The organism is Microbulbifer discodermiae (assembly GCF_040742695.1).
GTDB lineage: Bacteria > Pseudomonadota > Gammaproteobacteria > Pseudomonadales > Cellvibrionaceae > Microbulbifer.
The window spans coordinates 71,287-92,214 of record NZ_JBFLAB010000009.1; the positions used below are offsets into that span (position 1 = coordinate 71,287).

The window sequence follows — 20,928 nt, forward strand, 5'->3', positions numbered from 1 at the left end:
GTGCGCCCCTATCGGTCCACGTCCGCCATGACGAAATCGATGCTGGCAATAATGGCAATCAGGTCCGCCACCAGCAGGCCATTGCTCATCAGCGGAATCATCTGCAGGTGGGGGAAGGAGGGGGTCCGGATGCGCGTCCTGTAGGCGCTGGTGCCGCCGTCGCTGACAATCTGGTAGCTGTTGATGCCCTTGGTGGCCTCCACCGCAAAAAAGGTTTCGCCGGCCGGCATCACCGGCCCCCAACTGTTGTTGAGGAAGTGCTGAATCAGCGTTTCTATGTCGTGCATGGTGCGCGCTTTACGCGGCGGCGTGGCCAGCGGGTGATCCGATTTGTAGGGACCCGGGGGCATGTTTTCCAGGCACTGGCGAATGATGCGCAGGCTCTGGTGGATCTCCTCAACCCTTACCCGGCAGCGGTCGAAGCAGTCGCCACCGTCAAAAACCGGCACATCGAATTCGAAGTTCTGGTAACCGCTGTAAGGGCGGCGCTTGCGCAGGTCCCACTCCAGTCCGGTGGCGCGCAGACCCGGCCCGGTGATTCCCCACTCCAGCGCCTCACTGGTGTCGTAGACGCCGATACCGCGGGTGCGCCGCTGCAACAGCTTGTTGTCCAGCACCATGGCTTCGTATTCGCGCAGCCGCGCGGGCATGTAATCGAGAAACTCGCGGATCATGGCCTCCCAGCCGCGCGGCAGGTCCTGCGCCACACCGCCAATGCGAAACCAGGCGGGGTGCATGCGTCCGCCGGTAATGGCCTCGATGATCCCGAACAGCTTCTCCCGGTCCACAAACATATAGAACACCGGCGACATCTGCCCAACGTCCTGGGCAAAGGTGCCGTAAAAAACCAGGTGGCTGGAGATGCGGAACAATTCGCACAGCATCACCCGGATGGTTTCCGCCCGCGGCGGCACGGTTATTCCCGCCAGTTGTTCCAGTGCCAGCACATAGGGCAGGTTGTTCATAACACCGCCGAGATAGTCGATGCGGTCGGTGTAGGGGATATAGGTGTGCCACGCCTGGCGCTCGGCCATTTTCTCCGCGCCGCGGTGGTGGTAGCCGATATCCGGCACCGCATCGACAATCCTCTCGCCATCCAGTTGCAGTGCAACGCGAAAGACTCCGTGCACACTGGGGTGGTTGGGTCCCAGGTTGAGAAACATGAATTCGGCGCTGTCGCTGGCCCGCGCCATGCCCCACTGTTCCGGGCGGAACAGCAGTGCCTCCTGCTCAGCGTTTTGCTTGTCCGCGGTTAAAGTGAAGGGGTCTTCCTCAGTGGCGCGGGCGTGATGATCCTTGCGTAGCGGATGGCCCTCCCAGGTCTCGGGCATCATGATGCGCCGCAAGTGGGGGTGGTCCGTGAAGTGGATGCCAAACAGATCCCAGACCTCGCACTCATACCAGTTGGCGTTGGGCCAGATTCCGGTGACCGACGCTATGGCCAGCGCCGATTCCGGCAGCGCCACTTTTATCCGAATGAACAGATCGCGCTCCACCGAAAGCAGTTGATAGACCAGGGTAAAGTCGCTCTGGGGCTGCTGCTTGGGCCCCGCGTCCCGGTTGATCCGCAAGCGCTCATCTATGGCGGTGAGGTCGTAGAGCATGGGGAAGGGGCGGGAGATTTCGCTCTTGAGAAAGCGCAGCAGTGGCAGCAGTCGCTGCCGGTCTACCCACAGGGTCGGCATAGCCGTGTAGTCCGGCTGCAGCCAGTAGCTGTCGCTGGGGCTCTCCGCACGCAGGTCGCTGACGAATGCTTCGGCGGCGGCGCGGTATGGACTCTGGCTGAAAACGCTGGCGGCGATCACGCTGCTCATGGCCGCTTAACCTAAACGCTGTCGGGTGTGCGCAGCGTTTCGGCGCGCATACGCCTGTCGCGGTGCAGGTCCCGCTGACTCGGCTTGGGAACTTGGCGCTGGCCCTGATCGTCCACCACCCAGCTGAGGGGGCGGCGGTCGGAGGCGATGGATTTTTGCAACAGGGTGAGGCCCTGCATGAGTGCCTCGGGGCGCGGCGGGCATCCGGGCACATAGACGTCCACGGGCAGAAAACGGTCCACACCCTGTACCACACTGTAGATGTCGTACATGCCGCCGGAGTTGGCGCAGGACCCCATGGAAATCACCCAGCGCGGTTCCATCATCTGTTCGTAGAGGCGCTGCAGCACTGGGGCCATTTTGATAAATACGGTACCGGAGATGACAATCAGGTCCGCCTGCCTGGGTGTTGCGCGAATCACTTCTGACCCAAAGCGGGAAATATCGTGTCGGCTGGTAAAGGCGGTGGCCATCTCCACATAGCAGCAGGACAGGCCGAAATTGAATGGCCAGAGGGAATTTGCGCGACCCCAGGCGACCAAATCCTCCAACTTGGTGAGGAGAATATTTTTTTTGATTTCCCGGGAAAAGCTATCGCCGTTGGCGGCAATCAGATTGTCTTCCGTTTCGACTTTGCTCAACTGCCAGCGCATATTGGATTCCTTTCGCTAGTCTGGAAATTACTTTTCCGGGTGTCGCCCGTCCCCGACGAGGCTTTGTTGTCTTCCGCCCCAGTCGAGCGCACCGAGGCGCCACAGATAAATCAGTCCGACCAGGAGTATGAATATAAAGATCGCCGCTTCGATAAAGCCCATCAGGCCGGTTTCCCGAAAAGCGATGGTCCAGCTGAACAGGTAGATCGCTTCCAGGTCGAAGACGATAAACAGAATGGCGACCAGGTAGTAGGCTACCGAAAGGCGCAGGCGGGCACCTCCCTGGGAGACAATGCCAGATTCGTAGGGTTCGTCGGTGGCGGGGTCGCGCCGTCGCTGGCCGAGAAAGTGGGATGCCACCAGCATCAGCAGAATCAGGCCTAAAACCGCGAGCGCATAGGCGAGCAGGGGCCAGACGTCCGGGTCGAGCTGGGCTGGGTTATTCAACTTTTTCTTCCCCCGTTATTTTTTTGTCGCCTGTCCGCGCTTTGGGGTTGGACGCAGGTGGCGCAAAATCGCTCTTGTGCAAAGATCGGAAAGGACTGGGGTTGCTACTTGGGTCCCGACTCAGCCACTGCCTGCTGGCGCAAAACTTTTTATAAAAACCGCGAATCCCGTGGATTTACCCAGGGAGTCATTCAAATTTTATGGCCGTCCGTCTTTCCCGAAAATACTTTTTGTCGTGCAGGCCTTTTTATAAAGGCTAAAAGGGTTTTACGCCAGAGGCGCCATAGAATGTTTGACTCTTTTGAAGTCCATGCATATGAAGAAAAGTTCTGTAGTTTCGTGCGACATCTGTCGGGGGAGGGGGGAGGTGACAGACCCGGTGGTGGTTTTTTGGCGCTGGGTTCGACCACCGCCGCTAGGCTCACGTCGGTGGCAGTCTCAAGGCAATGCGCCCGGCGTCGATGGTGGCCAGGCGCATGGCTAACAGCGGAGCCCTCTGGGCTGCAAAGGTGTCTCAGAGACCGCTGAGCTGTTGCAGTTTCTCGCGCAGGCGGTCATAGGCACTTTGCATGTCCGCCAGTTTGTTTTTTTCCTTGGCAACAACCTCTGCCGGCGCCTTGTCCACGAATTTGGGGTTGTTGAGTTTGCCTTGGACCCGCGTGAGGTCTTTTGCCAGTTTGTCGATTTCCTTTTGCAGGCGAGTGCTCTCGGCATTGACGTCAATCAGACCGGCCATGGGTACCAGCAGCTCCATGTCACCCACCAGTGCGGTGGCAGAGGCGGGCGCGGATTCACCGGCATCCAGACAGGAGATGCTTTTCAGGCTGGCCAGTTTGGTGAGCAGGCTCCGGGCCTGATCCAGCAGTTCCCGGTCGCGGCTGGAGCCTCCGCGCAGCAGCAGCGGGATTTTTTTCGCCGGGGAGATATTCATTTCGCCGCGGATGTTGCGCACACCTTCGATCACCTGTTTCAGCCAGCCGACCGCGGCTTCCGCTTGCTGGTCAAATTTGTTTGCATTGGGCTGCGGGTAGGGCTGCAGCATGATGGATTCGCCTCCGCTGCCGGCCAGGGTCTTCACCCTCTGCCAGATTTCCTCGGTAATAAAAGGCATCAGCGGGTGCGCCAGGCGCAGCAGGGTTTCCAGTACGCGGATCAGGGTGCGGCGGGTACCTTTTTTCACGGCGGCCGCAGCGGTTTCGTCCCAGAGTACCGGCTTCGACAGCTCCAGGTACCAGCTGCAGTATTCACCCCAGATAAAATCATATAAGGCCTGTGATGCCAGGTCGAAGCGGTAGCTATCCATGGCCTCGCGCACGGTGGTTTCCGTGCGCTGCAGTTGGGAGATAATCCAGCGGTCGGCGAGGGTCAGTTCAAAGTCGCTGCTGTTGTCCTGGCCACAATCCTGCCCTTCGCAGTTTTGCAGCACATAGCGGGAGGCGTTCCATATCTTGTTACAGAAATTGCGAAAGCCCTCGATACGACCCACGTCGAACTTGATATCGCGACCGGTGGAGGCGAGGGAGTAGTAGGTATAGCGCAGGGCGTCGGTACCGTAGGCGGCGATACCCTGGGGGAATTCCTTGCGGGTTTGCTGTTCAATCTTTTCGCGCAGGTGCGGCTGCATCATGCCGGTGGTGCGTTTCTGCACCAGGCTTTCCAGGTCGATACCGTCGATCAGATCGATGGGATCGAGCACATTGCCCTTGGACTTGGACATCTTCTGGCCGTGGCTGTCGCGCACCAGGCCGTGGACATAGACAGTGTGAAAGGGCACTTCTTTTTTGAGGTAGAGGGTCAGCATCATCATGCGCGCGACCCAGAAGAAGATGATGTCGAAGCCGGTTACCAGTACAGAGCTTGGGTGAAAGTCTCTCAGCTCCGGGGTGTCCTCGGGCCAGCCCAGGGTACCGAAGGTCCAGAGACCGGAGGAGAACCAGGTATCCAGCACATCTTCGTCCTGGCGCAGGGTGATATCAGCGCCTAGGCTGTGCTTGCGGCGCACTTCTTCCTCGCTGCGCCCCACATAGACGTTGCCCTCCTCATCGTACCAGGCGGGGATGCGGTGGCCCCACCACAATTGACGGGAAATACACCAGTCCTGGATGTCGCGCATCCAGGAGAAGTACATGTTTTCGTAATTTTTCGGTACGAAATTAACCCGGCCGTCCTCCACTGCGGCGATGGCCTCTGCAGCCAGTTGCTGGGTTCTCACATACCACTGGTCGGTGAGCCAGGGTTCTATCACGACTCCAGAGCGGTCGCCGCGGGGCACCTTGAGGGTGTGGGGCTCCACTTTTTCCAGCAGTCCCAGTGCCTCCAGGTCGTCGACAATCTGGGAGCGCGCGGCAAAGCGCTCCATACCGCGGTATTTTTCCGGCACTGATTCGTTGAGGTTGGCGTCGGCGTCGAGAATATTGATTATCTCGAGGCTGTGGCGCTGGCCCATTTCGTAATCGTTGAAGTCGTGGGCCGGGGTGATTTTCACGCAGCCGGTGCCAAATTCGCGGTCTACATAATCGTCCGCGATGATGGGGATTTCGCGGTCACTCAGGGGCAGTTTGATATTTTTGCCGAGCAGGTGCCGGTAGCGCTCATCTTCCGGATGCACCGCTACGGCGCTGTCACCGAGCATGGTCTCCGGGCGGGTGGTGGCAACCACCAGGTGGCCTGAACCATCGGCCAGGGGATAGCGCAGGTGCCACAGATGCCCCTGCTCCTCCTCATTGAGCACCTCCAGGTCGGAGATGGCGGTGTGCAGCTTCGGGTCCCAGTTCACCAACCGCTTGCCGCGGTAGATCAGGCCGTCCTCATACAGGCGCACGAACACTTCCTGTACCGCCTTATAGAAGCCCTCATCCATGGTGAAGCGTTCCCGGGACCAGTCCGGACTGGCGCCCAGGCGGCGCAGCTGGCGGGTAATAGTGCCACCGGACTGTTGCTTCCACTCCCATACCTTGTCGATAAATTTGTCGCGGCCCAATTGATGGCGGGACACACCCTCTGCCGCCAGCAGTCGTTCCACCACCATCTGGGTGGCGATGCCCGCATGGTCGGTGCCCACCTGCCACAGGGTGTTGTCCCCCTGCATGCGGTGGTAGCGGATCAGGGCGTCCATGATGGACTCCTGGAAACCGTGGCCCATATGCAGGCTGCCGGTGACGTTCGGCGGTGGGATCATGATTGAGTAGGATCTGGCTTCCGTATCCCCGGAGGGTTTGAAGTAGCCGTTCTCCTCCCAGGTGTTGTACCACTGCTGTTCGATGGCGTTAGGCTGGTATGTTTTGTCCATGCGGGTGGGAAACCTTTTAGTGACTGACTGCGGGCGCATGCCTTGTGGGTATGGAACAGTGCGGGAAGCGAAGGGGCTGCGCCAAAAAAGCGGCAATTATACCGCTGCGGCCCTGGCGGCAAAAGGTCACCGGCTGCTGGGGGAACTCAGCCCTGTGCCTCCAGTTCGTCCACCATCATTTCGATCCGAGCACGCAATTGACGTTCCAGCTCCGGCAGCTGCCGGGCCACCAGCCGGTCGACCAGCTGCCGCCGCTGATCGACACTTTCTGCCGGGGCTGGGGGCCCGACCAGTGCTGTTTCGCCAGTCTCCGGTTTCGGATGCTCCGCAGGGGGGGAGGCACCCTTGCTCAAAGGCACCGGCTCTGCGCTTGACTGGGGGCGCCGCTCAGTCGTATCCCCGCTGGCCACGGCTGCGACCGGGGTCGGCGTTTTGTCCGGCTGTCGGCTGCTCAGGCGGGCGCGGATATGGGCCGGTAAAAAAGGGTTTTCCTCCGCTGCCGGTGCTGGCGGGGTCTGGAACAGTTCCTGCTGCTCCTGGCCTTTGGGGGGGGCACCCGGCTTCGTATCCGCGGATGGAGGTTTTTCGGACTCCGCCTTTTTGCGCAGGTCCTGCAGTGGGCGCAGCAGCGCGCGCTCGGTTGCACTGAGTTCCGCGCGGGAGTCCTCGCTGGTTGTCCCGCCCACCTGTGCGAACAGGACCGGCAGTTCGCCCCCTTGCGGTGATTCGGGCACTGGTGTGTTGGCGGTGGGTGTTTTGGGGGCCTTGTCAGGTTCAGTTTCGAGGCCCTGACTTCCACCGGCACGGGGTTTGTCCGCCACCTGGTCCAGCAGGGGAATATCACCGGCTTCGCCGCTACCCAGCAGTTCCTGCAGGGCACTCAGTTCCCGCAGCAGTTCCGTGGGTTGTTCGCGTCGCTGTCCGCGCTGTCTGTTTTTGTGTTTTCGACCGGACATGCTTTTGAGCTGTCTATGAAGTTATTGTTCGCCGGCGACTTTCAGCCCGGCAGCCAGTTCACCGTGCCGTTATCCCTGTGTCTGCGGCTCTGGAACTGTCCTGGGCCAGACGGCCAGCTTGTCTCAGGGACCATCAGCTGCCACCGATACGGTGTGATTGTAACGGATAGCCGCGGTCGCGAAACAGGCTGAAGCGCTCCCTCGATCTCGCCAGCGCCTCCGGTTGCTGCACCACTATTTCGGCCAGTCGCTCGAAGCGGCTGAACCAGCCGGGTGTTTCACTGCACAGATTGATCAGCAGACCGTGGTGCTGGCCCGGGTCCTGGCCGCAGTTGATTTCGATTCCCGCCCCGGTTTCATGCGCCTGCAGGTCGTGAGGCAGAAAGCTGTCCTCGCGAAAGGTCCACAAAAGCTGGTCCAGCTGCCGGCCCCGCTCTTCGTCGTCCACCGCGATCAGTATCCGCAGCCCCGCGCGGTGGGCCTTTTCAGCCAGCCGGCAGGCAAAGCTGTCGCCATCCCGGGACAGGTCGGATGGCAGAACATAAAAATCGATACGGGTCATTGCTCGGCAACCTGTGGCTCAGTGGCGACAAACCTGGCGCGCAGAGAGGCCCACCATCAAGACACGGCTTGGGGGGAATGTCCAGCTCTGCGCGGAAATGGCAAGTGAAAGTGTGAACAGGCTCTGACGGCCGGACCCGGTGGAACGGCCGTCGGCCCCTTGTGGCTTGTGGGCTCAGCGCTGGAGCAAATATTCCAGCAGCATCGACACCGGCCGCCCGGTCGCGCCCTTGGCGGCACCGCTGTTCCAGGCACTGCCGGCGATATCCAGGTGGGCCCAGGTATAGCTTTCGGTAAAGCGTGCCAGAAAGCAGGCAGCGGTGACGGAACCCGCTTCGCGACCGCCGATATTCTGCATATCGGCAAAATTGGAATCCAGTGCGGTTTGATACTCGTCCCAGAGGGGCATGCGCCAGGCGCGGTCACCGGTGCGCTCACCGGCGGCGATCAGATCCTGTGCCAGTTGGTCCTGGTTGGCGTAGAGACCGGTGGCGTGGTTGCCCAGGGCAATTACGCAGGCCCCGGTCAGGGTGGCCACATCGATGATGATCTCGGGTTTGTATTTGGCGGCGTAGGTCAGGGTATCGCAAAGTACCAGGCGACCCTCGGCGTCGGTGTTGAGTATCTCGATGGTTTTGCCGGACATGGAAGTGACAATATCGCCGGGCTTGCTGGCGCCGCCGCTGGGCATGTTTTCCGCGGCGGCCACCAGACACACCAGGTTTAGGGCCGGCTCCAGTTCGACGATCGCCTGCATGACACCGAATACACTGGCGGCGCCGCACATGTCGAATTTCATTTCATCCATGGCCAGGCCCGGCTTCAGGCTGATACCGCCGGTGTCGAATGTGATTCCCTTGCCCACCAGTACAACCGGCTTAGTGCTGCTACTGGCACCTTTGTAGTGCATGGCGATCAGCGCCGGTGGCTCATCACTGCCTTTGGCCACGCTGAGAAACGCCCCCATGCCGAGGGATTGCATTTTTTTCCCGTCCAGCACGGTGGTGGTCAGCTTGGGGTGCTTCTTTGCCATGGCGCGTGCCTGGGCGGCGAGATAGCTGGGGGTGCAGGTATTGCCCGGCAGGTTGCCGAGTTCCCGCGCCAGGTTACTGCCCGATGCCTGGGCCGCGCCTACAGCGAGCCCGGCTTTCACGGTCTTCAGCATTTTGCTGGCGGGGACATGCAGTGTGAACTTGGCCAGCGGGTAGGGGTCGGCACCAGTTTGGTAGCGGGTGAATTTGTAGCTGGCAAGTCCCACGGCCGCCGCCAGTTGTTGTGCCTGCCAGGCAATGTCGGCGTCATCCACTTCCAGTTCCAGCAGGTAGCTGCAGGCGTCCTTGAACCCCTTGACGGCGTTGGCAGTGGCGCTGGCCAGCTTGCGAAACTCCGCCTGGCTCAGGGCTCCGGGACCGCTGCGAACCACCAGTGCCCGCTGGGCGGGCCCTTCGGTGAGGGGGATCACCATGGTGCTACCCAGCTTGAGGCCCAGGTCACCGCGTTTCAGAATCTCGTCTATTGTGCCGCCACAGGCGGCATCCAGCGCTTTGCCGCTGGCCCCCAGCTTGCCCTTGCTGTCGACGGCGATGATGACACAGGCAGCGCGCTGCTTGCTGATATCGGAGACTTTGGCAGAAAACCGCATGATTCCTATCCTTTCGCTGGTTCTGAAACAATGCTCCAGAAGGAGACATTGGAAATGTTTTTGGTGATAATGCGCGGCACAAGTTTAACCCGAGCGCGTCTGGATTGCTGTAAGTGCCTGCAATCCACCTAAAATTGATCCAGACTGAAGCGCATTGTGGCTGCCAAGGAATTCTCTCGCCCAGTGATTATTTTTCGCTACCTCAGCCGCGAACTGCTGTATGCCACCCTGGCGGTCACTGCCGTGTTGATGCTGATAGTGATGAGCGGGCGCTTCGTAAAGTACCTGGCCGAGGCCGCCGCCGGGGATCTCTCCGCAAATATCCTGTTTTCGCTGATGGGCTACCGCCTGCCCGGATTTCTCGAGCTGGTACTGCCACTGGGATTTTTTATCGGCATACTGTTGGCCTACGGCCGCCTCTATATCGACAGCGAGATGACGGTGCTGCGCGCCTGTGGTTTCAGCGAGCGCCAGCTGCTCGTCTACACCCTGGCGCCGGCGTTGATGGTAGCTCTGCTGGTGGCGGGCCTGAGCCTGTATTTCACACCCACCGGCATAGAGCGCTCCTCGGGTCTGCTGACCGCCGACAAGTCCCGCAACGAGTTTGATCACCTGGTACCGAAAAAATTTATCGCCACTGAGGGCGACCGGGCCGTGTACTATGCGGACGCGCTCAGCGCGGACCGCTCTACCATGTACGACGTTTTCCTGGCCGAGCTGGGCACCGCCCGCGGCGACACCGAGACCGATTACCAGACGGTGCATTTTGCCAAGGAGGGGGTGCAGAAAATTGATGCGCAAACCGGTCTGCGTTACCTGGTGCTTCGGGATGGCTATCGCTACGAGGGCGTGCCCGGCCAGCGGGATTACCGCCTGATGAAATTCTCCAGTTACGAAATCCTGCTGGATATTCCCCAGGTGCGCCAGCGCCGCAGTGACCAGATTCAGTCCGCTTCCACGCTGGAGTTGTGGCGCAGCGATGACCGGCAGGAACAGGCCTTCCTGCACTGGCGCTTTTCCCTGCCGGTACTGGTGCTGGTGGTGGCGGTACTGGCGGTTCCGCTCAGTCGCACCAACCCCCGGCAGGGCCGCTATGCCAAGATGATCCCGGCGGTGCTACTTTACCTGGCCTATCTGCTGCTGCTGCTGCGTGTACGGGGGGCTATCGAGGACGGAAAAATAGAGGACCCCGCCTCTATCTGGCTGGTGCATTTGCCGTTTCTGATTCTCGGCCTGCTGTTGCTGGAAGGCCCCATTTGGGGCCGGAAGCCGCGCCCGGTAGAGCCTCTCAGTGGAGGGCCAGCGAATGCGTAAGCTGGATGCCTATATTGCCCGCACTGTGGCGGTGGCAATCGCCGGTGTACTGCTGGTGATCGTGGGGCTGGATCTCACTTTTGCCTTCCTTGATGAACTGGATGACCGCAAGCTCGATTATCAGCTGGGAGAGGTGTTGCAGTATGTGGTCTGGAGTATCCCCGGCCGGGTTTATGAACAATTGGGTTTTTCAGCACTGGTGGGTTGCCTGATTGGTTTGGGAACCCTGGCGGGCACCAGCGAGCTGACGGTGATGCGGGCCGCCGGTGTGTCCATTGGTCGTATCGCCTGGGCGGTGATGAAACCGGTCATAGTGTTGATTGCCTGCGGCTTGCTGCTGGCGGAACTGGTCGTGCCGATCACCAGCCAGACGGCGGAGAACCGCAAGGCGGTCGCCCTGGGAAATCTGGAGGGGGGCGGTCTGGAACAGGGCCTGTGGATGCGCGATGGGGGTGAATTCGTCCACTTCAATGCCGCCATGCCGGATGGCGAGCTGTTCGGTATCACCCGTTACCGGTTTGGCGACAAACGCGAGCTGGAGCGGGTAACCTTCTCCGAGAAGGCGCGCTTTCTGGATGAGGGCTGGCAGCTGGACAACAGTCGCACCACGGTGTTTGGCGAGGAGGCGGTGCGCAGCGAGTCGAGGGCAAAGAGCGATTGGCAGACCAGTGTCGCGCCCAGCCTGTTTTCTCTGATAGTGCCGCTGCCGTCGGATCTGTCGCCGCGCAATCTCTGGTCCTACGCTAATTTTCTGGATCGCAAGGCGGAGGATTCGAGCCGTTACTGGTTGGAATTCTGGAAGAAGATACTGCAACCGCTGACCATTGCCAGCCTGGTAATGGTGGCCATCTCCTTTATCTTTGGCCCGCTGCGGGAAGTGACGACAGGTCTCAGGGTATTTAGCGGTGTGATTGTGGGTATCGTGTTCAAAACGGTGCAGGACATGCTGGGTCCATCATCGTTGGTATACGGCTTTCCACCCTTTATCGCCGTGGCGGTGCCGATTTTGCTGTGTTTCGCTCTAGGCTGGTACCTGCTGCGCCGGGCGCGTTAGCGCCCGTTCAGTGCCCGGCTGCCGTTTTCCCCTACATTCGGTTGTTTATTTTTTCGGCAACAGGCGTACCTGTGAGTTGGAGGCCAGATCCTGCCAACTGGCCCGGTCACTGCGGGTCCAGGCCCAGAAATAACCGATACCAAAGCAGGCCAGTGACACGGGCGCCACCAGGAGCCGCAGCCCACACTGTCGCCAGCCGAGTTGTACTCCCTGTGGACTGGCCAGAATCAGGCGCCAGGCCCGCATGCCGATGGTCTGTCCGGCGGCGCGCCAGGACCAGACAAAATACCCGGCGATGACCACCAGCATGCCGAACTGCAGCAGCGGGCCGCGTACGCATGGGGTGTAGTCGGCGGTCTGGGGGTTGCAGTTGAGACCGGAAAAGGATGAGGCGATCATCAGGGCGAGGAACATAAAAACCATCAGCAACCCGACAATAATCAGCGCGTCGTATCCCAGCGCCGCCAGGCGGCGGCCGACTCCGGCAATGGGAAGCTGACAGAAACTGGTGGGTGAATTGGGGTTGCTCACAGTGCTCTCCGCCTGACCTGGGGGCGGAGATTCTAGCAAACAGTCGCCGCTGACAGGAGCCTGCCGCGGCGATCGCAGATCAGAATTCGTATTCGAACGAAAACCGGAATTTGTCGTCGGACAGGCGCAGGTCATAGTCAAAGGCCTTGCCTATCTTGCCGCTACCGCTGGTATAGCGCAGTAGAGCACTGTCCTTGGTGTGCCTGTTGTGTCGCCGATAAGTGTCCCAACCCATACGCAGGATTTCGTTCAGCACCTTGCCGCCGGTGGTGGGAGTGAACTCGTCCGGATTGGTATGCATTTGCAGCCACTGGTAATTCAGCTGGCGCTGGACAGTGCCCATGGAATTGTTGCGCAGGCTCGCGGCTGACTGGTAGAGAGCCGTATTGTCCATGCCAAAGGCGCTGTCGGTAAAAAAAGTGCTGTCCGCCTGTAGGTTGAGCCCGCCGACCGAGTCGGGAATAAATTGGTCGTTGGCTGGACAGTGGTTGGGGAGGAGAGGGAGAAAGATCAGGGAAAACACCGCTGACAAGTGTTTGCCGCGAATGAAACGGTGACTGCAGAATTCCATTGGATCTATCCTGGGGTGTTTACTTCTTGCCCGACGGTTGATCGTCAACCGCTGAATTTATTATGGTTCACCCATGACAAACCTGTGTATCTCACAGTTGGGGTACCCGGTGCAATAAATTTCAGTGAACATATTCTGTATTGTGGTCACTTCTCTGCAGACCGCATTGCGAAAGGCTGAGCTAATTGTCGCTGATCCCAGCCTGGTTTTGCTGAGCGTTGCGCCAGAGTTTTTTATTGCCCTCCCGCGGGTATTTGAATTTTTGTTATGAAAACATGATCTAGTTTTTTGGAGATTGTCGTTCGGAAGGTCGATATCGAATAGTGGGGTGCGGTAAAGCGATGTTATTTTTTGCGCCGTTAGCGCTTCATCCGTTTGCATCGAATATTGGTCTGGCCCCAACCGAACAGGGCAGGGAGAGCCGGGTTAAGTTGCCGGCGCCTGTTACAGCCGACTTTGGGAAGATGGGTTGCAGCCAATCAACCCAGGGTTGTTGAAGACCTGATGTGGCAGATTATTCATCTTTGCCATTCATGCCTGTTTGCAGGGGGTCCTGGGAATAGAGGTCCATCCATCCGGAAGCCTGGATTGACAGCGTTGTCTTTTGCGTTATTGTTGTGGCACAAAGCCCTCACAAAACCAATAAGAGCCATGCCATGACCCGTACCCTGCTTGTCGTCACCCTGGTCCTCGGTATCGTCACCGCCTGCACCGATTCCTTCGCACCCGACCGGTCAAGTGGCGTTTCAGCCCCACAGCGGATAGCACAGAATTTTGCTGTGACTCTGGAGGTGCTCACCAATTTCCAGGGTGTAGATGGAGACCTGCGCGATGACTGCAAGCGTGCCGGTGGCGGCGGTGCCATTTGTTCCACTTATCGCATCTCACTGATCAACAATGGGCCGGCCATCGATGCCCGGGAGCGGGACTGGAGCCTGTATTTCCACAGTATTCGCCGCACCTTCAAGCTGCGCAATCGCCATGATTTTGAGTTGGAGCATGTCAAAGGCGACCTGCACCGTCTGACGCCCAACTCGGATTTCACCGGTATCGGGCCCGGTGCGACGGTTGAGTTTGATCTATTGGCGGAAAACTGGATGCAGTTCGAGTCGGACTTTATGCCGCGGCTGTTTGTCGTGGATGCTGCGGGCGAGGCACACATCATCCAATCCACCGACAGTGACAGTGTTGCCGGTTTGGTAAAACCGGTCACCCACAATCATCCGGACAACTGGAAGCGCACTGCGGAGGACAAGAATACCCTGGCCACCGCGGCCAGCCGCTACGCAGCTTATTCCGCCGCGGGTGACCAAGAGCGCTGGTCGACACGCATTATTCCCAAACCCCTACGCACCCGCGAACTGGGAGGGGCGGTGACACTGACCCAGGGTGTGGAGATAGTGGAGATAAAGGGAGCGTCACTACAGCCGGGCAGCCTGGCGGCGGTGCAGAGGCGGCTGGCGCAACTGGATCTGGCCCCTAGCGGCGATGGGGCCTACCCAGTGGTTGTGTCGCTGGAAAAGGACAGCCTTGAAAACCCGGTCGCCGGTGCTTATCAGTTGCGGGTTGGAGAGAGTGGCGCTGCGGTGATAGGCGGCGACCGGGCCGGGGCCTTCTACGGCCTGCAGTCGCTCCTGGCGCTGCTGGATGCACGCACGCGGACCCTCCCACTGGTAGAGGTCGAGGATGCTCCGCGTTTTGCGCACCGGGGGCTGTTTGTGGATGTGGGCCGCAATTTCCACAGCGAGGGCCTGATTCTGAAGCTGCTGGACCAGATGGCCGCATACAAGCTGAATCGCTTTCATTTCCATCTGTCGGACGACGAGGGTTGGCGCCTGGAAATTCCCGGCTTACCGGAGCTGACCGAGGTGGGCGCCCGGCGCTGTTTCGATCTGAGCGAAAGCCGTTGCCTGTTGCCGCAACTGGGCTCGGGTCCCTACAGTGACAACAATGGCAGCGGCTATTTCTCGGTGGAGGACTATATTGAGATAGTGCGCTATGCCGCCGCCCGCCACATCCAGGTGATCCCCGAATTCGATATGCCAGCCCACGCGCGGGCGGCGGTGGTGGCTATGGAGGCCAGGTACCGGCGCCTGGAGAAGTCCGCACCGCAGCGGGCGGCGGAATACCGTCTGATAGACCCCCAAGATGATACCCGTTTCCTGTCGGTGCAATTTTACGACGACAGTTATATCAATCCCTGTATGGAATCCACCTATCGATTTGTGGGCAGGGTAATGCGCGAGGTACAGGCAATGCACCGCGCCGCGGGTCAGACCTTGTCCACCTGGCATTTTGGTGGCGACGAGGCCATCAATATTCTCGCCGGGGGGGCCTTTGAAGAGGCACCCGGCAGCCATCCGGAAAAAGGGGACGCCCCCGCTGAATTCCGCCGGCAGCCCTGGAGTGGTTCTCCTCAGTGCCAGCGCCTCATCGACAGTGGAGTGGTCGCTTCAGTGAATGAGCTGGGCGAATACTACGCCAGGCGTGTGAGCCTGCTGGTCGAGGAAGCCGGTATTGCCACCATGGGAGCCTGGAACGACGGTGTAAAGCGCGTCGACGATGTGGCGACGCTGGCGACGGGAGAAAATTATGCGAATGCCTGGGCCCCCCTGTTTTCGGGTGGGGGCGATGAGAGTGTGCGACTGGCTGAAGCCGGGTTCGATGTGGTGCAGTCCCACGCGGACTTCCTCTATTTTGATATGCCCTACGAGGTGGACCCGCAGGAGAGCGGTTATTATTGGGCTTCCCGCTATATCGACACCCGCAAGGTTTTTAGCTACGCACCATTGAACACCGCCCAATTGGCAGAAATATCTACGGATCGCGATGGTGGGACCTGGGCTGCCGAAGCGCCTGCGGCGGAGTTTGCTGCGCGGGTGCGGGGTATCCAGGGCCAATTGTGGAGCGAGGTGGTGCGCACAGACCAGCAGGTGGAATATATGGTCTTCCCGCGGCTGCTGGCACTGGCGGAGCGCGCCTGGCACCGGGCCGACTGGGAGCTGCCGTTGATGGTGGGACAGAAGTTTTCAGCTGGGACCGGAGCGGTGGATCGAGATGCTCTGCAGGCGGATTGGGATCAGTTTACCGCGGCTCTGGGACACAAGGAGTTGTTCAAACTGGATTTGGCCACAATCCGCTACCGCATTCCGGTGCCGGGCGCTGTGGCAGGAACCGACCGGTTGCACACGGCATTGCCCTATCCGGGGCTGCCACTGGAGTATTTTGACGGGGAGCACTGGCGGCCTTTCGTGGATTCCTCCGCAGCTGGCGCTGCGCTGGCGCTGCGGGCCCGCAGCGCCGACGGCCAAAGAGCGGGACGGGCTGTGGAACTGCGCCGGCATTGAAGCCCCTGCATGTAAAGTCGCGAAGTGGGGTCGCGGTTAGTGCAATACCGGGCTTCCACGGGTTATGTTGGCTTTCCTGTTTCACCAAATAGGGATGGCGCTCATCTGCCAGTGGCATACCTTGAACGGGGCCCAGTGCCGAGTGTACTGTTGGAGTGGCAGCAACAAAAAAGAGCGGAGAAACCATGCCCCGTCAGCAGGTGTTTGATTATGTTATCGTCGGCGGTGGGTCCGCCGGCTGTGTACTGGCCAACCGCCTGAGTGCGAACGAGCGCGATAGCGTATGCCTGCTGGAGGCGGGCCCTCCGGACCGAAGCCTGTTGATCCGGATGCCGGCAGGCATTGGCTACCTGGTTCCCGGGCAGCGCTACAATCTGCACCACTATACCCAGCCGCAAACCGAACTAAAGGGCCGGCGACTGTATTGGCCGAGGGGGCGCACCCTTGGCGGCAGCAGTTCCATCAACGCCATGGTGTATATGCGTGGCAATAGCGGCGACTACGACGCCTGGGAAGCCGCCGGCAATCCCGGTTGGGGTTGGTCCGGTATGCTGCCTTACTTTTTGTTGTCGGAGGGCAATGCAAGGGGTGGCGGTGCATTCCATAGCAGCTGCGGCCCACTGGCGGTGTCGGATCTAAAATGGACATCGGAGGCGGGCCGCGCTTTTTTGCGCGCGGCGGAATCCGCCGGCCACTCTCTGAACAACGACTTCAACGGCGACCGGCAACTGGGAGTGGGATTTTACCAGGTAACCCAGCGGCACGGCCGCCGCTGTTCCTCCGCCGGTGCCTACCTGCGTCCGGTAAGAAATCGCGTGAACCTAAAAGTTTCTACGAACATCCAGGTGGCGAAGCTGCTGTTTCGCGGCGACAGGGTCTGCGGTGTGCAGTTGCTCAATGGGCGCAGGATTCTCGCCCAACGGGAGGTGCTGCTGTGTGCCGGTGCGATTCAGTCGCCACAATTATTGCTGTTGTCGGGAATAGGACCCGAAAATGAACTCAGGTCCCTGGGTATCGCCACCCAGGCCCATCTACCGGGTGTGGGCAAAAATCTGCAGGACCACCTGGATATCACCCAGGTGGTCGAGACCTCAGCGCCAATAGGTTTTTCCGAGTCGCTGGGCGCGAAGCTGAAGATGGCGCTGCACCTGCCGGAATTTTTGCTCGCGGGTACCGGGCCGCTCACCAACAATGTGGCAGAGGCGGGGGGCTTTGCCTGTTCCAGCAAGGCCGGCGTTTTCCCGGATGTGCAATTTCACCTGTCGGCGGCGCCGCTGTTCGACCACGGTCGCAGGAAAACCAAAGGCTTCGGTTACTCGCTGCATACCTGTGCCCTGCGCCCCCACAGTCGCGGCGAGATAAAGCTGCAAAGCGCCGACCCGCGGGCACAGCCGGTTATCCAACCCAATTACCTCAGTGCGGCGGAGGATCTGGCGGTGATGGCGGAGGGCTACGAGATGGCCGCCGCAATCCTGGAGCAGGAGGACCTTAAAAAATACCGGAAGCGCCTTTGGAGCCCCACCGAGCGGCTGCCGAACCGCCGCGAGATAGAGAATTTTATCCGTCAATATGCGGAGACCATTTACCACCCGGCGGGCACCTGCAAAATGGGCGGGGATGACATGGCGGTGGTGGATGCGGAGCTGAAGGTGCGCGGTGTGAATGGACTGCGGGTAGTGGATGCCTCCATAATGCCCACCCTCATCAGTGGCAACACCAACGCTCCGGTCATGGCGATCGCGGAGAAGTCCGCAGACATGATATTGCGACAGCAGAGGGTGGTGCCGGAGAGCCGGCTGGTTAAGGAAGCGGAATGATCTGGCAATGCCCCCACTGCCACTTGCCTTTATCTCCCGGCCGGCACAGCTGGCGTTGCGAAAACCTCCACAGCTTCGATGTCGCCCGCGAAGGCTACGTCAACCTGCTGCCGGTGCAGCAGAAGCGCAGCCGGGAACCGGGTGATGCGCCGGCTATGTTGCAGGCGCGCCGCCGTTTTCTGGAGGCCGGCCACTACCGGCCGCTGACTGAGGCCATCAACGCATTTTTACCCTATGTGGCCGGCCGGCAGTTACTGGACGTGGGCAGTGGGGAAGGTTATTACACGCGCCAGCTGCACATCGCCGGCTGGCCTCAGGACGCCCTGGCCGGTGTCGACATCGCCAAAGCCGGGGCGAGGTTGGCGGCCAAGGGGTTGTCCGGTGCCCAGTATGTAGTGGCCAGCAGTCGTGAACTGCCACTGGCAGGGGACAGCGTTGACCACCTGCTCAGGATTTTCGCGCCGGCTGCAGCCGGCGAACTGCACCGGGTGGTCAACCCCGGTGGCAGTCTGCTGGATGTGGCGCCCGGTCCCGAGCACCTGTGGCCCCTGAAGCAGGCGCTCTATCCGCGCGCGCGGACACATGCGCCACCGAAACCGCTATCGGGATTCACGCCCATAATGGAAATGCGCTGCTGCTTTCCGTTCACTCTCCGCGGACGCGACGCTATCGGTGATTTTCTGGCGATGACGCCGTTTGCCTGGAAGGGCAGCGCCGAGGTGCGCCGGGAGCTGGAACTGAGAGAGAGCTTGCAACTGGAAGCGGATTTCGTAGTGCGCAAACTGGTCACGCAGAAGAAGTAGCAACAGCATGGCGACACCAAGAGATTATTCTTTTATGCAGCGGGCGCTGGAGCTGGCGGGGATGGCGGGCGAGCGCGGGGAGGTTCCGGTGGGCGCAGTTCTGGTGCGCAACGGCGAGATCATCGGTGAGGGCAGTAACTGCCCGATTGGCAGCTGTGATCCCAGTGCCCATGCCGAAGTCATTGCCCTGCGCAGCGCCGCCCGGTGCGAGGCCAACTACCGCTTGCCGCACTCCACCCTGTATGTGACCATCGAGCCCTGCACCATGTGTTTTGGGGCCATGGTACATGCACGTGTCCAGCGCCTGGTCTATGGTGCCAGTGAGCCCCGCGCCGGTGCAGTGGAGAGCCGCCTGAAGCTGGCGGCGGCGGATTTTTTCAACCACAGTATTCAAGTAGAGGGCGGCGTCATGGCTGAGGAAACAGCAGCCATGGTGCAGGAATTTTTCCGGAACAGGCGGTGAGATGTTGGTTGCATTATTGCTCAACTGCACATTGGTCGCAGCCGTGGTGGTTATTCACCACGAAGTGCTCAACTGGCTTTTTCGCCTGAGCCAGAAGCGGGCAATGCGCCGCAATGCAGCGATGCTGGTGGGCATATTTGGTGCTCTGTTAGCGCATATCGCCGAAATCGTGCTCTTCGGGCTCGGCTATTACTATATGGTCCGCTCCGAGCATTTCGAAACTCTGGAGGGCAATTTCGACGGATCATTGGTGGACTGCATTTATTTTTCGTTTACCACTTATACGTCTCTGGGTTTCGGCGATATCTGGCCCCTGGGCAACCTGCGCTTTACCACCGGCCTGGAGGCCCTGACCGGTCTGGTGATGATCACCTGGACAGCGTCTTTTATGTTTCTGAAGATGCAGCGCTACTGGCGGGATCAAACTATCGACGGCCAGTTCTGAGTGTTTTTTCCATTCTACGGCTTGGACTTGGGCGCGGCTGATTTACCCTGTGCCAAGGGCAGCTATGCACGCTTCCCGCAGTGACCAGATTCGGTCAAATTCAGCTGCGCCGTACCATTGTTTTATAAACATTTGATGATAGTTCACTTTGAAGGCACCGATTTGGCACACTTCTATTTCTGTCTCCTGCAGAAATTCGAGTTCAGCGGGGGAAGCGCTGAGGCCGGTAAGGTCGATCCTGTGGCCGCGGTATTTCAGGTAGCAGTGGGCCTCGGGAGTATACTTCAGTCCCGCGTTTGACAATATTTTTCCAACTCCCGGTGTATTCTTCTCGCACATTTGAAAGATGCCCAGATACAAAGCAACGGAGATGCCAATTTCCGCAGCCAAAGCTTTGATCAACGCGTGTTTGGTGCTGCAGCTGCCCCGGTTTTCCCGCAGCACGCCGAGCCAGTCTGCCCGGTCTGTGGTGCGCCCATAGGGCAATTCCTGCACATACCGGCAAGCGGCGGGAAAATCGGTGATCCCCAGGCGATTGAATGCCCGGCCCAGGTCGCCGGTGTTATGAAATCTGTGGCTGGGTAACACTTGTATCTGCATATCGGGATTTACTTGATATAGATAAATTCTTTAACGGTTTTGCGAACCCGGAGGCTGGGTGGCTGCATGGCATCCGGGCAGGCCGCTGCAGCGAAAGGGTTCTTCACCGGCAGGGTATCGGCGACAACTCAATGGCGATTGGTTATTCGCGCCCTGGGTTTCCCTTTGCGCTCTTCCCTGTGTTGCAATCTCATAGCCTTCTTGATCAGGTTCTGAAACTTGGGGCACTCCAGTTGATTTTCTTCGGGGCAATTGGCCACATGTCTGAGGCCGTCGCGCATGGCTTGTAAGCGGCCGATGGCTTTGTCCAGTTCGCCGGCCTTGTGCAGCAATCGCTCCCGGTCGATATCCGGCCTGTCTCCGTGAATGAACATGGTGCCTATCTCATCCAGGGAAAAACCGGCGTAGCGGGCCAGGGAGATTAGTGGGAGCTGCTGCAGCACACTGGCGGGAAATACCCGCGTGATGCCCCGCCGGCCGATGGATTTGATCAGGCCCTTTTCCTCATAGTAACGCAGCGTTGACGCCGGCAGCCCCGAAAGTTTCGACACTTCGCGGATATCAATGTCCTGTCGGTTTGCCATCCGTATTGACCTCAAGTCGACTTGAATTTGTATGCTA

General features: G+C 59.7%; 18 protein-coding genes. 7 read left to right on the top strand and 11 right to left on the bottom strand.

Going from position 1 to position 20,928, the window contains the following annotated elements:
- Positions 1-8 precede the first annotated feature (8 nt).
- The 7 genes from nuoC to AB1S50_RS05455 all read right to left on the bottom strand — a co-directional run bounded on the left by nuoC (position 9) and on the right by AB1S50_RS05455 (position 9,362).
- Positions 9-1,814 carry an NADH-quinone oxidoreductase subunit C/D gene (nuoC, locus tag AB1S50_RS05425; RefSeq protein WP_367149458.1) on the bottom strand — a complete coding sequence of 602 codons (1,806 nt, stop codon included), beginning with the start codon at positions 1,812-1,814 and terminating at the stop codon, positions 9-11.
- 11 nt (positions 1,815-1,825) lie between these two features.
- Positions 1,826-2,467, bottom strand: a complete 642-nt coding sequence (locus tag AB1S50_RS05430; protein WP_367149459.1) for a NuoB/complex I 20 kDa subunit family protein — start codon at positions 2,465-2,467, stop codon at positions 1,826-1,828.
- A gap of 27 nt (positions 2,468-2,494) precedes the next feature.
- Positions 2,495-2,914, bottom strand: a complete 420-nt coding sequence (gene ndhC / locus AB1S50_RS05435) for an NADH-quinone oxidoreductase subunit A (RefSeq protein ID WP_367149460.1) — start codon at positions 2,912-2,914, stop codon at positions 2,495-2,497.
- Between the two features lie 514 nt (positions 2,915-3,428).
- Positions 3,429-6,203 (bottom strand): valine--tRNA ligase, encoded by a 2,775-nt coding sequence (locus AB1S50_RS05440; protein WP_367149462.1) that lies wholly within the window; start codon positions 6,201-6,203, stop codon positions 3,429-3,431.
- Between the two features lie 146 nt (positions 6,204-6,349).
- On the bottom strand, positions 6,350-7,159 hold the full coding sequence (locus AB1S50_RS05445; RefSeq protein ID WP_367149463.1) for a hypothetical protein: 810 nt from the start codon (positions 7,157-7,159) through the stop codon (positions 6,350-6,352).
- Positions 7,160-7,292: 133 nt separating this feature from the next.
- A complete protein-coding gene (locus AB1S50_RS05450) occupies positions 7,293-7,721 on the bottom strand; it encodes a DNA polymerase III subunit chi (protein ID WP_367149464.1) in 429 nt (142 codons plus the stop codon).
- Between the two features lie 174 nt (positions 7,722-7,895).
- Positions 7,896-9,362, bottom strand: coding sequence for a leucyl aminopeptidase (locus tag AB1S50_RS05455; RefSeq protein WP_367149465.1), 1,467 nt, complete (start codon positions 9,360-9,362; stop codon positions 7,896-7,898).
- A 183-nt stretch (positions 9,363-9,545) separates the two neighbouring features.
- On the opposite strand from AB1S50_RS05455, the gene lptF reads away from it, so the two are divergent.
- Positions 9,546-10,676, top strand: coding sequence for an LPS export ABC transporter permease LptF (gene lptF / locus AB1S50_RS05460; RefSeq protein WP_367149467.1), 1,131 nt, complete (start codon positions 9,546-9,548; stop codon positions 10,674-10,676).
- Positions 10,669-11,730 (top strand): LPS export ABC transporter permease LptG, encoded by a 1,062-nt coding sequence (lptG, locus tag AB1S50_RS05465; protein ID WP_367149469.1) that lies wholly within the window; start codon positions 10,669-10,671, stop codon positions 11,728-11,730. The genes lptF and lptG overlap by 8 nt, the downstream gene beginning before the upstream one ends.
- Before the next feature lie 45 nt (positions 11,731-11,775).
- On the opposite strand, the gene AB1S50_RS05470 is transcribed toward lptG, so the two are convergent.
- Both AB1S50_RS05470 and AB1S50_RS05475 read right to left on the bottom strand, forming a co-directional pair.
- On the bottom strand, positions 11,776-12,261 hold the full coding sequence (locus tag AB1S50_RS05470; protein ID WP_367149470.1) for an RDD family protein: 486 nt from the start codon (positions 12,259-12,261) through the stop codon (positions 11,776-11,778).
- Positions 12,262-12,340: 79 nt separating this feature from the next.
- Entirely contained in the window at positions 12,341-12,832 is a 492-nt protein-coding gene (locus AB1S50_RS05475; RefSeq protein ID WP_367149471.1) for a hypothetical protein, read from the bottom strand.
- Between the two features lie 656 nt (positions 12,833-13,488).
- Here AB1S50_RS05475 and AB1S50_RS05480 point away from each other — a divergent pair.
- The 5 genes from AB1S50_RS05480 to AB1S50_RS05500 all read left to right on the top strand — a co-directional run bounded on the left by AB1S50_RS05480 (position 13,489) and on the right by AB1S50_RS05500 (position 19,707).
- Positions 13,489-16,179 carry a family 20 glycosylhydrolase gene (locus AB1S50_RS05480; RefSeq protein WP_367149472.1) on the top strand — a complete coding sequence of 897 codons (2,691 nt, stop codon included), beginning with the start codon at positions 13,489-13,491 and terminating at the stop codon, positions 16,177-16,179.
- 185 nt (positions 16,180-16,364) lie between these two features.
- Positions 16,365-17,996 carry a GMC family oxidoreductase gene (locus AB1S50_RS05485; RefSeq protein ID WP_367149474.1) on the top strand — a complete coding sequence of 544 codons (1,632 nt, stop codon included), beginning with the start codon at positions 16,365-16,367 and terminating at the stop codon, positions 17,994-17,996.
- Positions 17,993-18,799 (top strand): putative RNA methyltransferase, encoded by an 807-nt coding sequence (locus tag AB1S50_RS05490; protein ID WP_367149475.1) that lies wholly within the window; start codon positions 17,993-17,995, stop codon positions 18,797-18,799. Before AB1S50_RS05485 ends, AB1S50_RS05490 begins: the two co-directional genes overlap by 4 nt.
- A 7-nt stretch (positions 18,800-18,806) precedes the next feature.
- Positions 18,807-19,262, top strand: coding sequence for a tRNA adenosine(34) deaminase TadA (tadA, locus tag AB1S50_RS05495; RefSeq protein WP_455363736.1), 456 nt, complete (start codon positions 18,807-18,809; stop codon positions 19,260-19,262).
- A 1-nt stretch (position 19,263) separates the two neighbouring features.
- Complete coding sequence (locus AB1S50_RS05500) at positions 19,264-19,707, top strand: potassium channel family protein (RefSeq protein ID WP_367149476.1); 444 nt, start codon at positions 19,264-19,266, stop codon at positions 19,705-19,707.
- 42 nt (positions 19,708-19,749) lie between these two features.
- Here the strand turns inward: AB1S50_RS05500 and AB1S50_RS05505 are convergent, their stop codons facing one another.
- Entirely contained in the window at positions 19,750-20,307 is a 558-nt protein-coding gene (locus AB1S50_RS05505; protein ID WP_367149477.1) for a hypothetical protein, read from the bottom strand.
- Between the two features lie 128 nt (positions 20,308-20,435).
- Positions 20,436-20,891 (bottom strand): helix-turn-helix domain-containing protein, encoded by a 456-nt coding sequence (locus AB1S50_RS05510; RefSeq protein ID WP_367149478.1) that lies wholly within the window; start codon positions 20,889-20,891, stop codon positions 20,436-20,438.
- Positions 20,892-20,928 lie beyond the last annotated feature (37 nt).

Bases quoted from the DNA above. Each gene is read 5' to 3' on its own strand.
- nuoC (WP_367149458.1), bottom strand. From the start codon at position 1,814: ATGAGCAGCGTGATCGCCGCCAGCGTTTTCAGCCAGAGTCCATACCGC.
- AB1S50_RS05430 (WP_367149459.1), bottom strand. From the start codon at position 2,467: ATGCGCTGGCAGTTGAGCAAAGTCGAAACGGAAGACAATCTGATTGCC.
- AB1S50_RS05440 (WP_367149462.1), bottom strand. From the start codon at position 6,203: ATGGACAAAACATACCAGCCTAACGCCATCGAACAGCAGTGGTACAAC.
- AB1S50_RS05445 (WP_367149463.1), bottom strand. From the start codon at position 7,159: ATGTCCGGTCGAAAACACAAAAACAGACAGCGCGGACAGCGACGCGAA.
- AB1S50_RS05450 (WP_367149464.1), bottom strand. From the start codon at position 7,721: ATGACCCGTATCGATTTTTATGTTCTGCCATCCGACCTGTCCCGGGAT.
- AB1S50_RS05455 (WP_367149465.1), bottom strand. From the start codon at position 9,362: ATGCGGTTTTCTGCCAAAGTCTCCGATATCAGCAAGCAGCGCGCTGCC.
- lptG (WP_367149469.1), top strand. From the start codon at position 10,669: ATGCGTAAGCTGGATGCCTATATTGCCCGCACTGTGGCGGTGGCAATC.
- AB1S50_RS05475 (WP_367149471.1), bottom strand. From the start codon at position 12,832: ATGGAATTCTGCAGTCACCGTTTCATTCGCGGCAAACACTTGTCAGCG.
- AB1S50_RS05480 (WP_367149472.1), top strand. From the start codon at position 13,489: ATGACCCGTACCCTGCTTGTCGTCACCCTGGTCCTCGGTATCGTCACC.
- AB1S50_RS05485 (WP_367149474.1), top strand. From the start codon at position 16,365: ATGCCCCGTCAGCAGGTGTTTGATTATGTTATCGTCGGCGGTGGGTCC.
- AB1S50_RS05490 (WP_367149475.1), top strand. From the start codon at position 17,993: ATGATCTGGCAATGCCCCCACTGCCACTTGCCTTTATCTCCCGGCCGG.
- tadA (WP_455363736.1), top strand. From the start codon at position 18,807: ATGGCGACACCAAGAGATTATTCTTTTATGCAGCGGGCGCTGGAGCTG.
- AB1S50_RS05500 (WP_367149476.1), top strand. From the start codon at position 19,264: ATGTTGGTTGCATTATTGCTCAACTGCACATTGGTCGCAGCCGTGGTG.
- AB1S50_RS05505 (WP_367149477.1), bottom strand. From the start codon at position 20,307: ATGCAGATACAAGTGTTACCCAGCCACAGATTTCATAACACCGGCGAC.
- AB1S50_RS05510 (WP_367149478.1), bottom strand. From the start codon at position 20,891: ATGGCAAACCGACAGGACATTGATATCCGCGAAGTGTCGAAACTTTCG.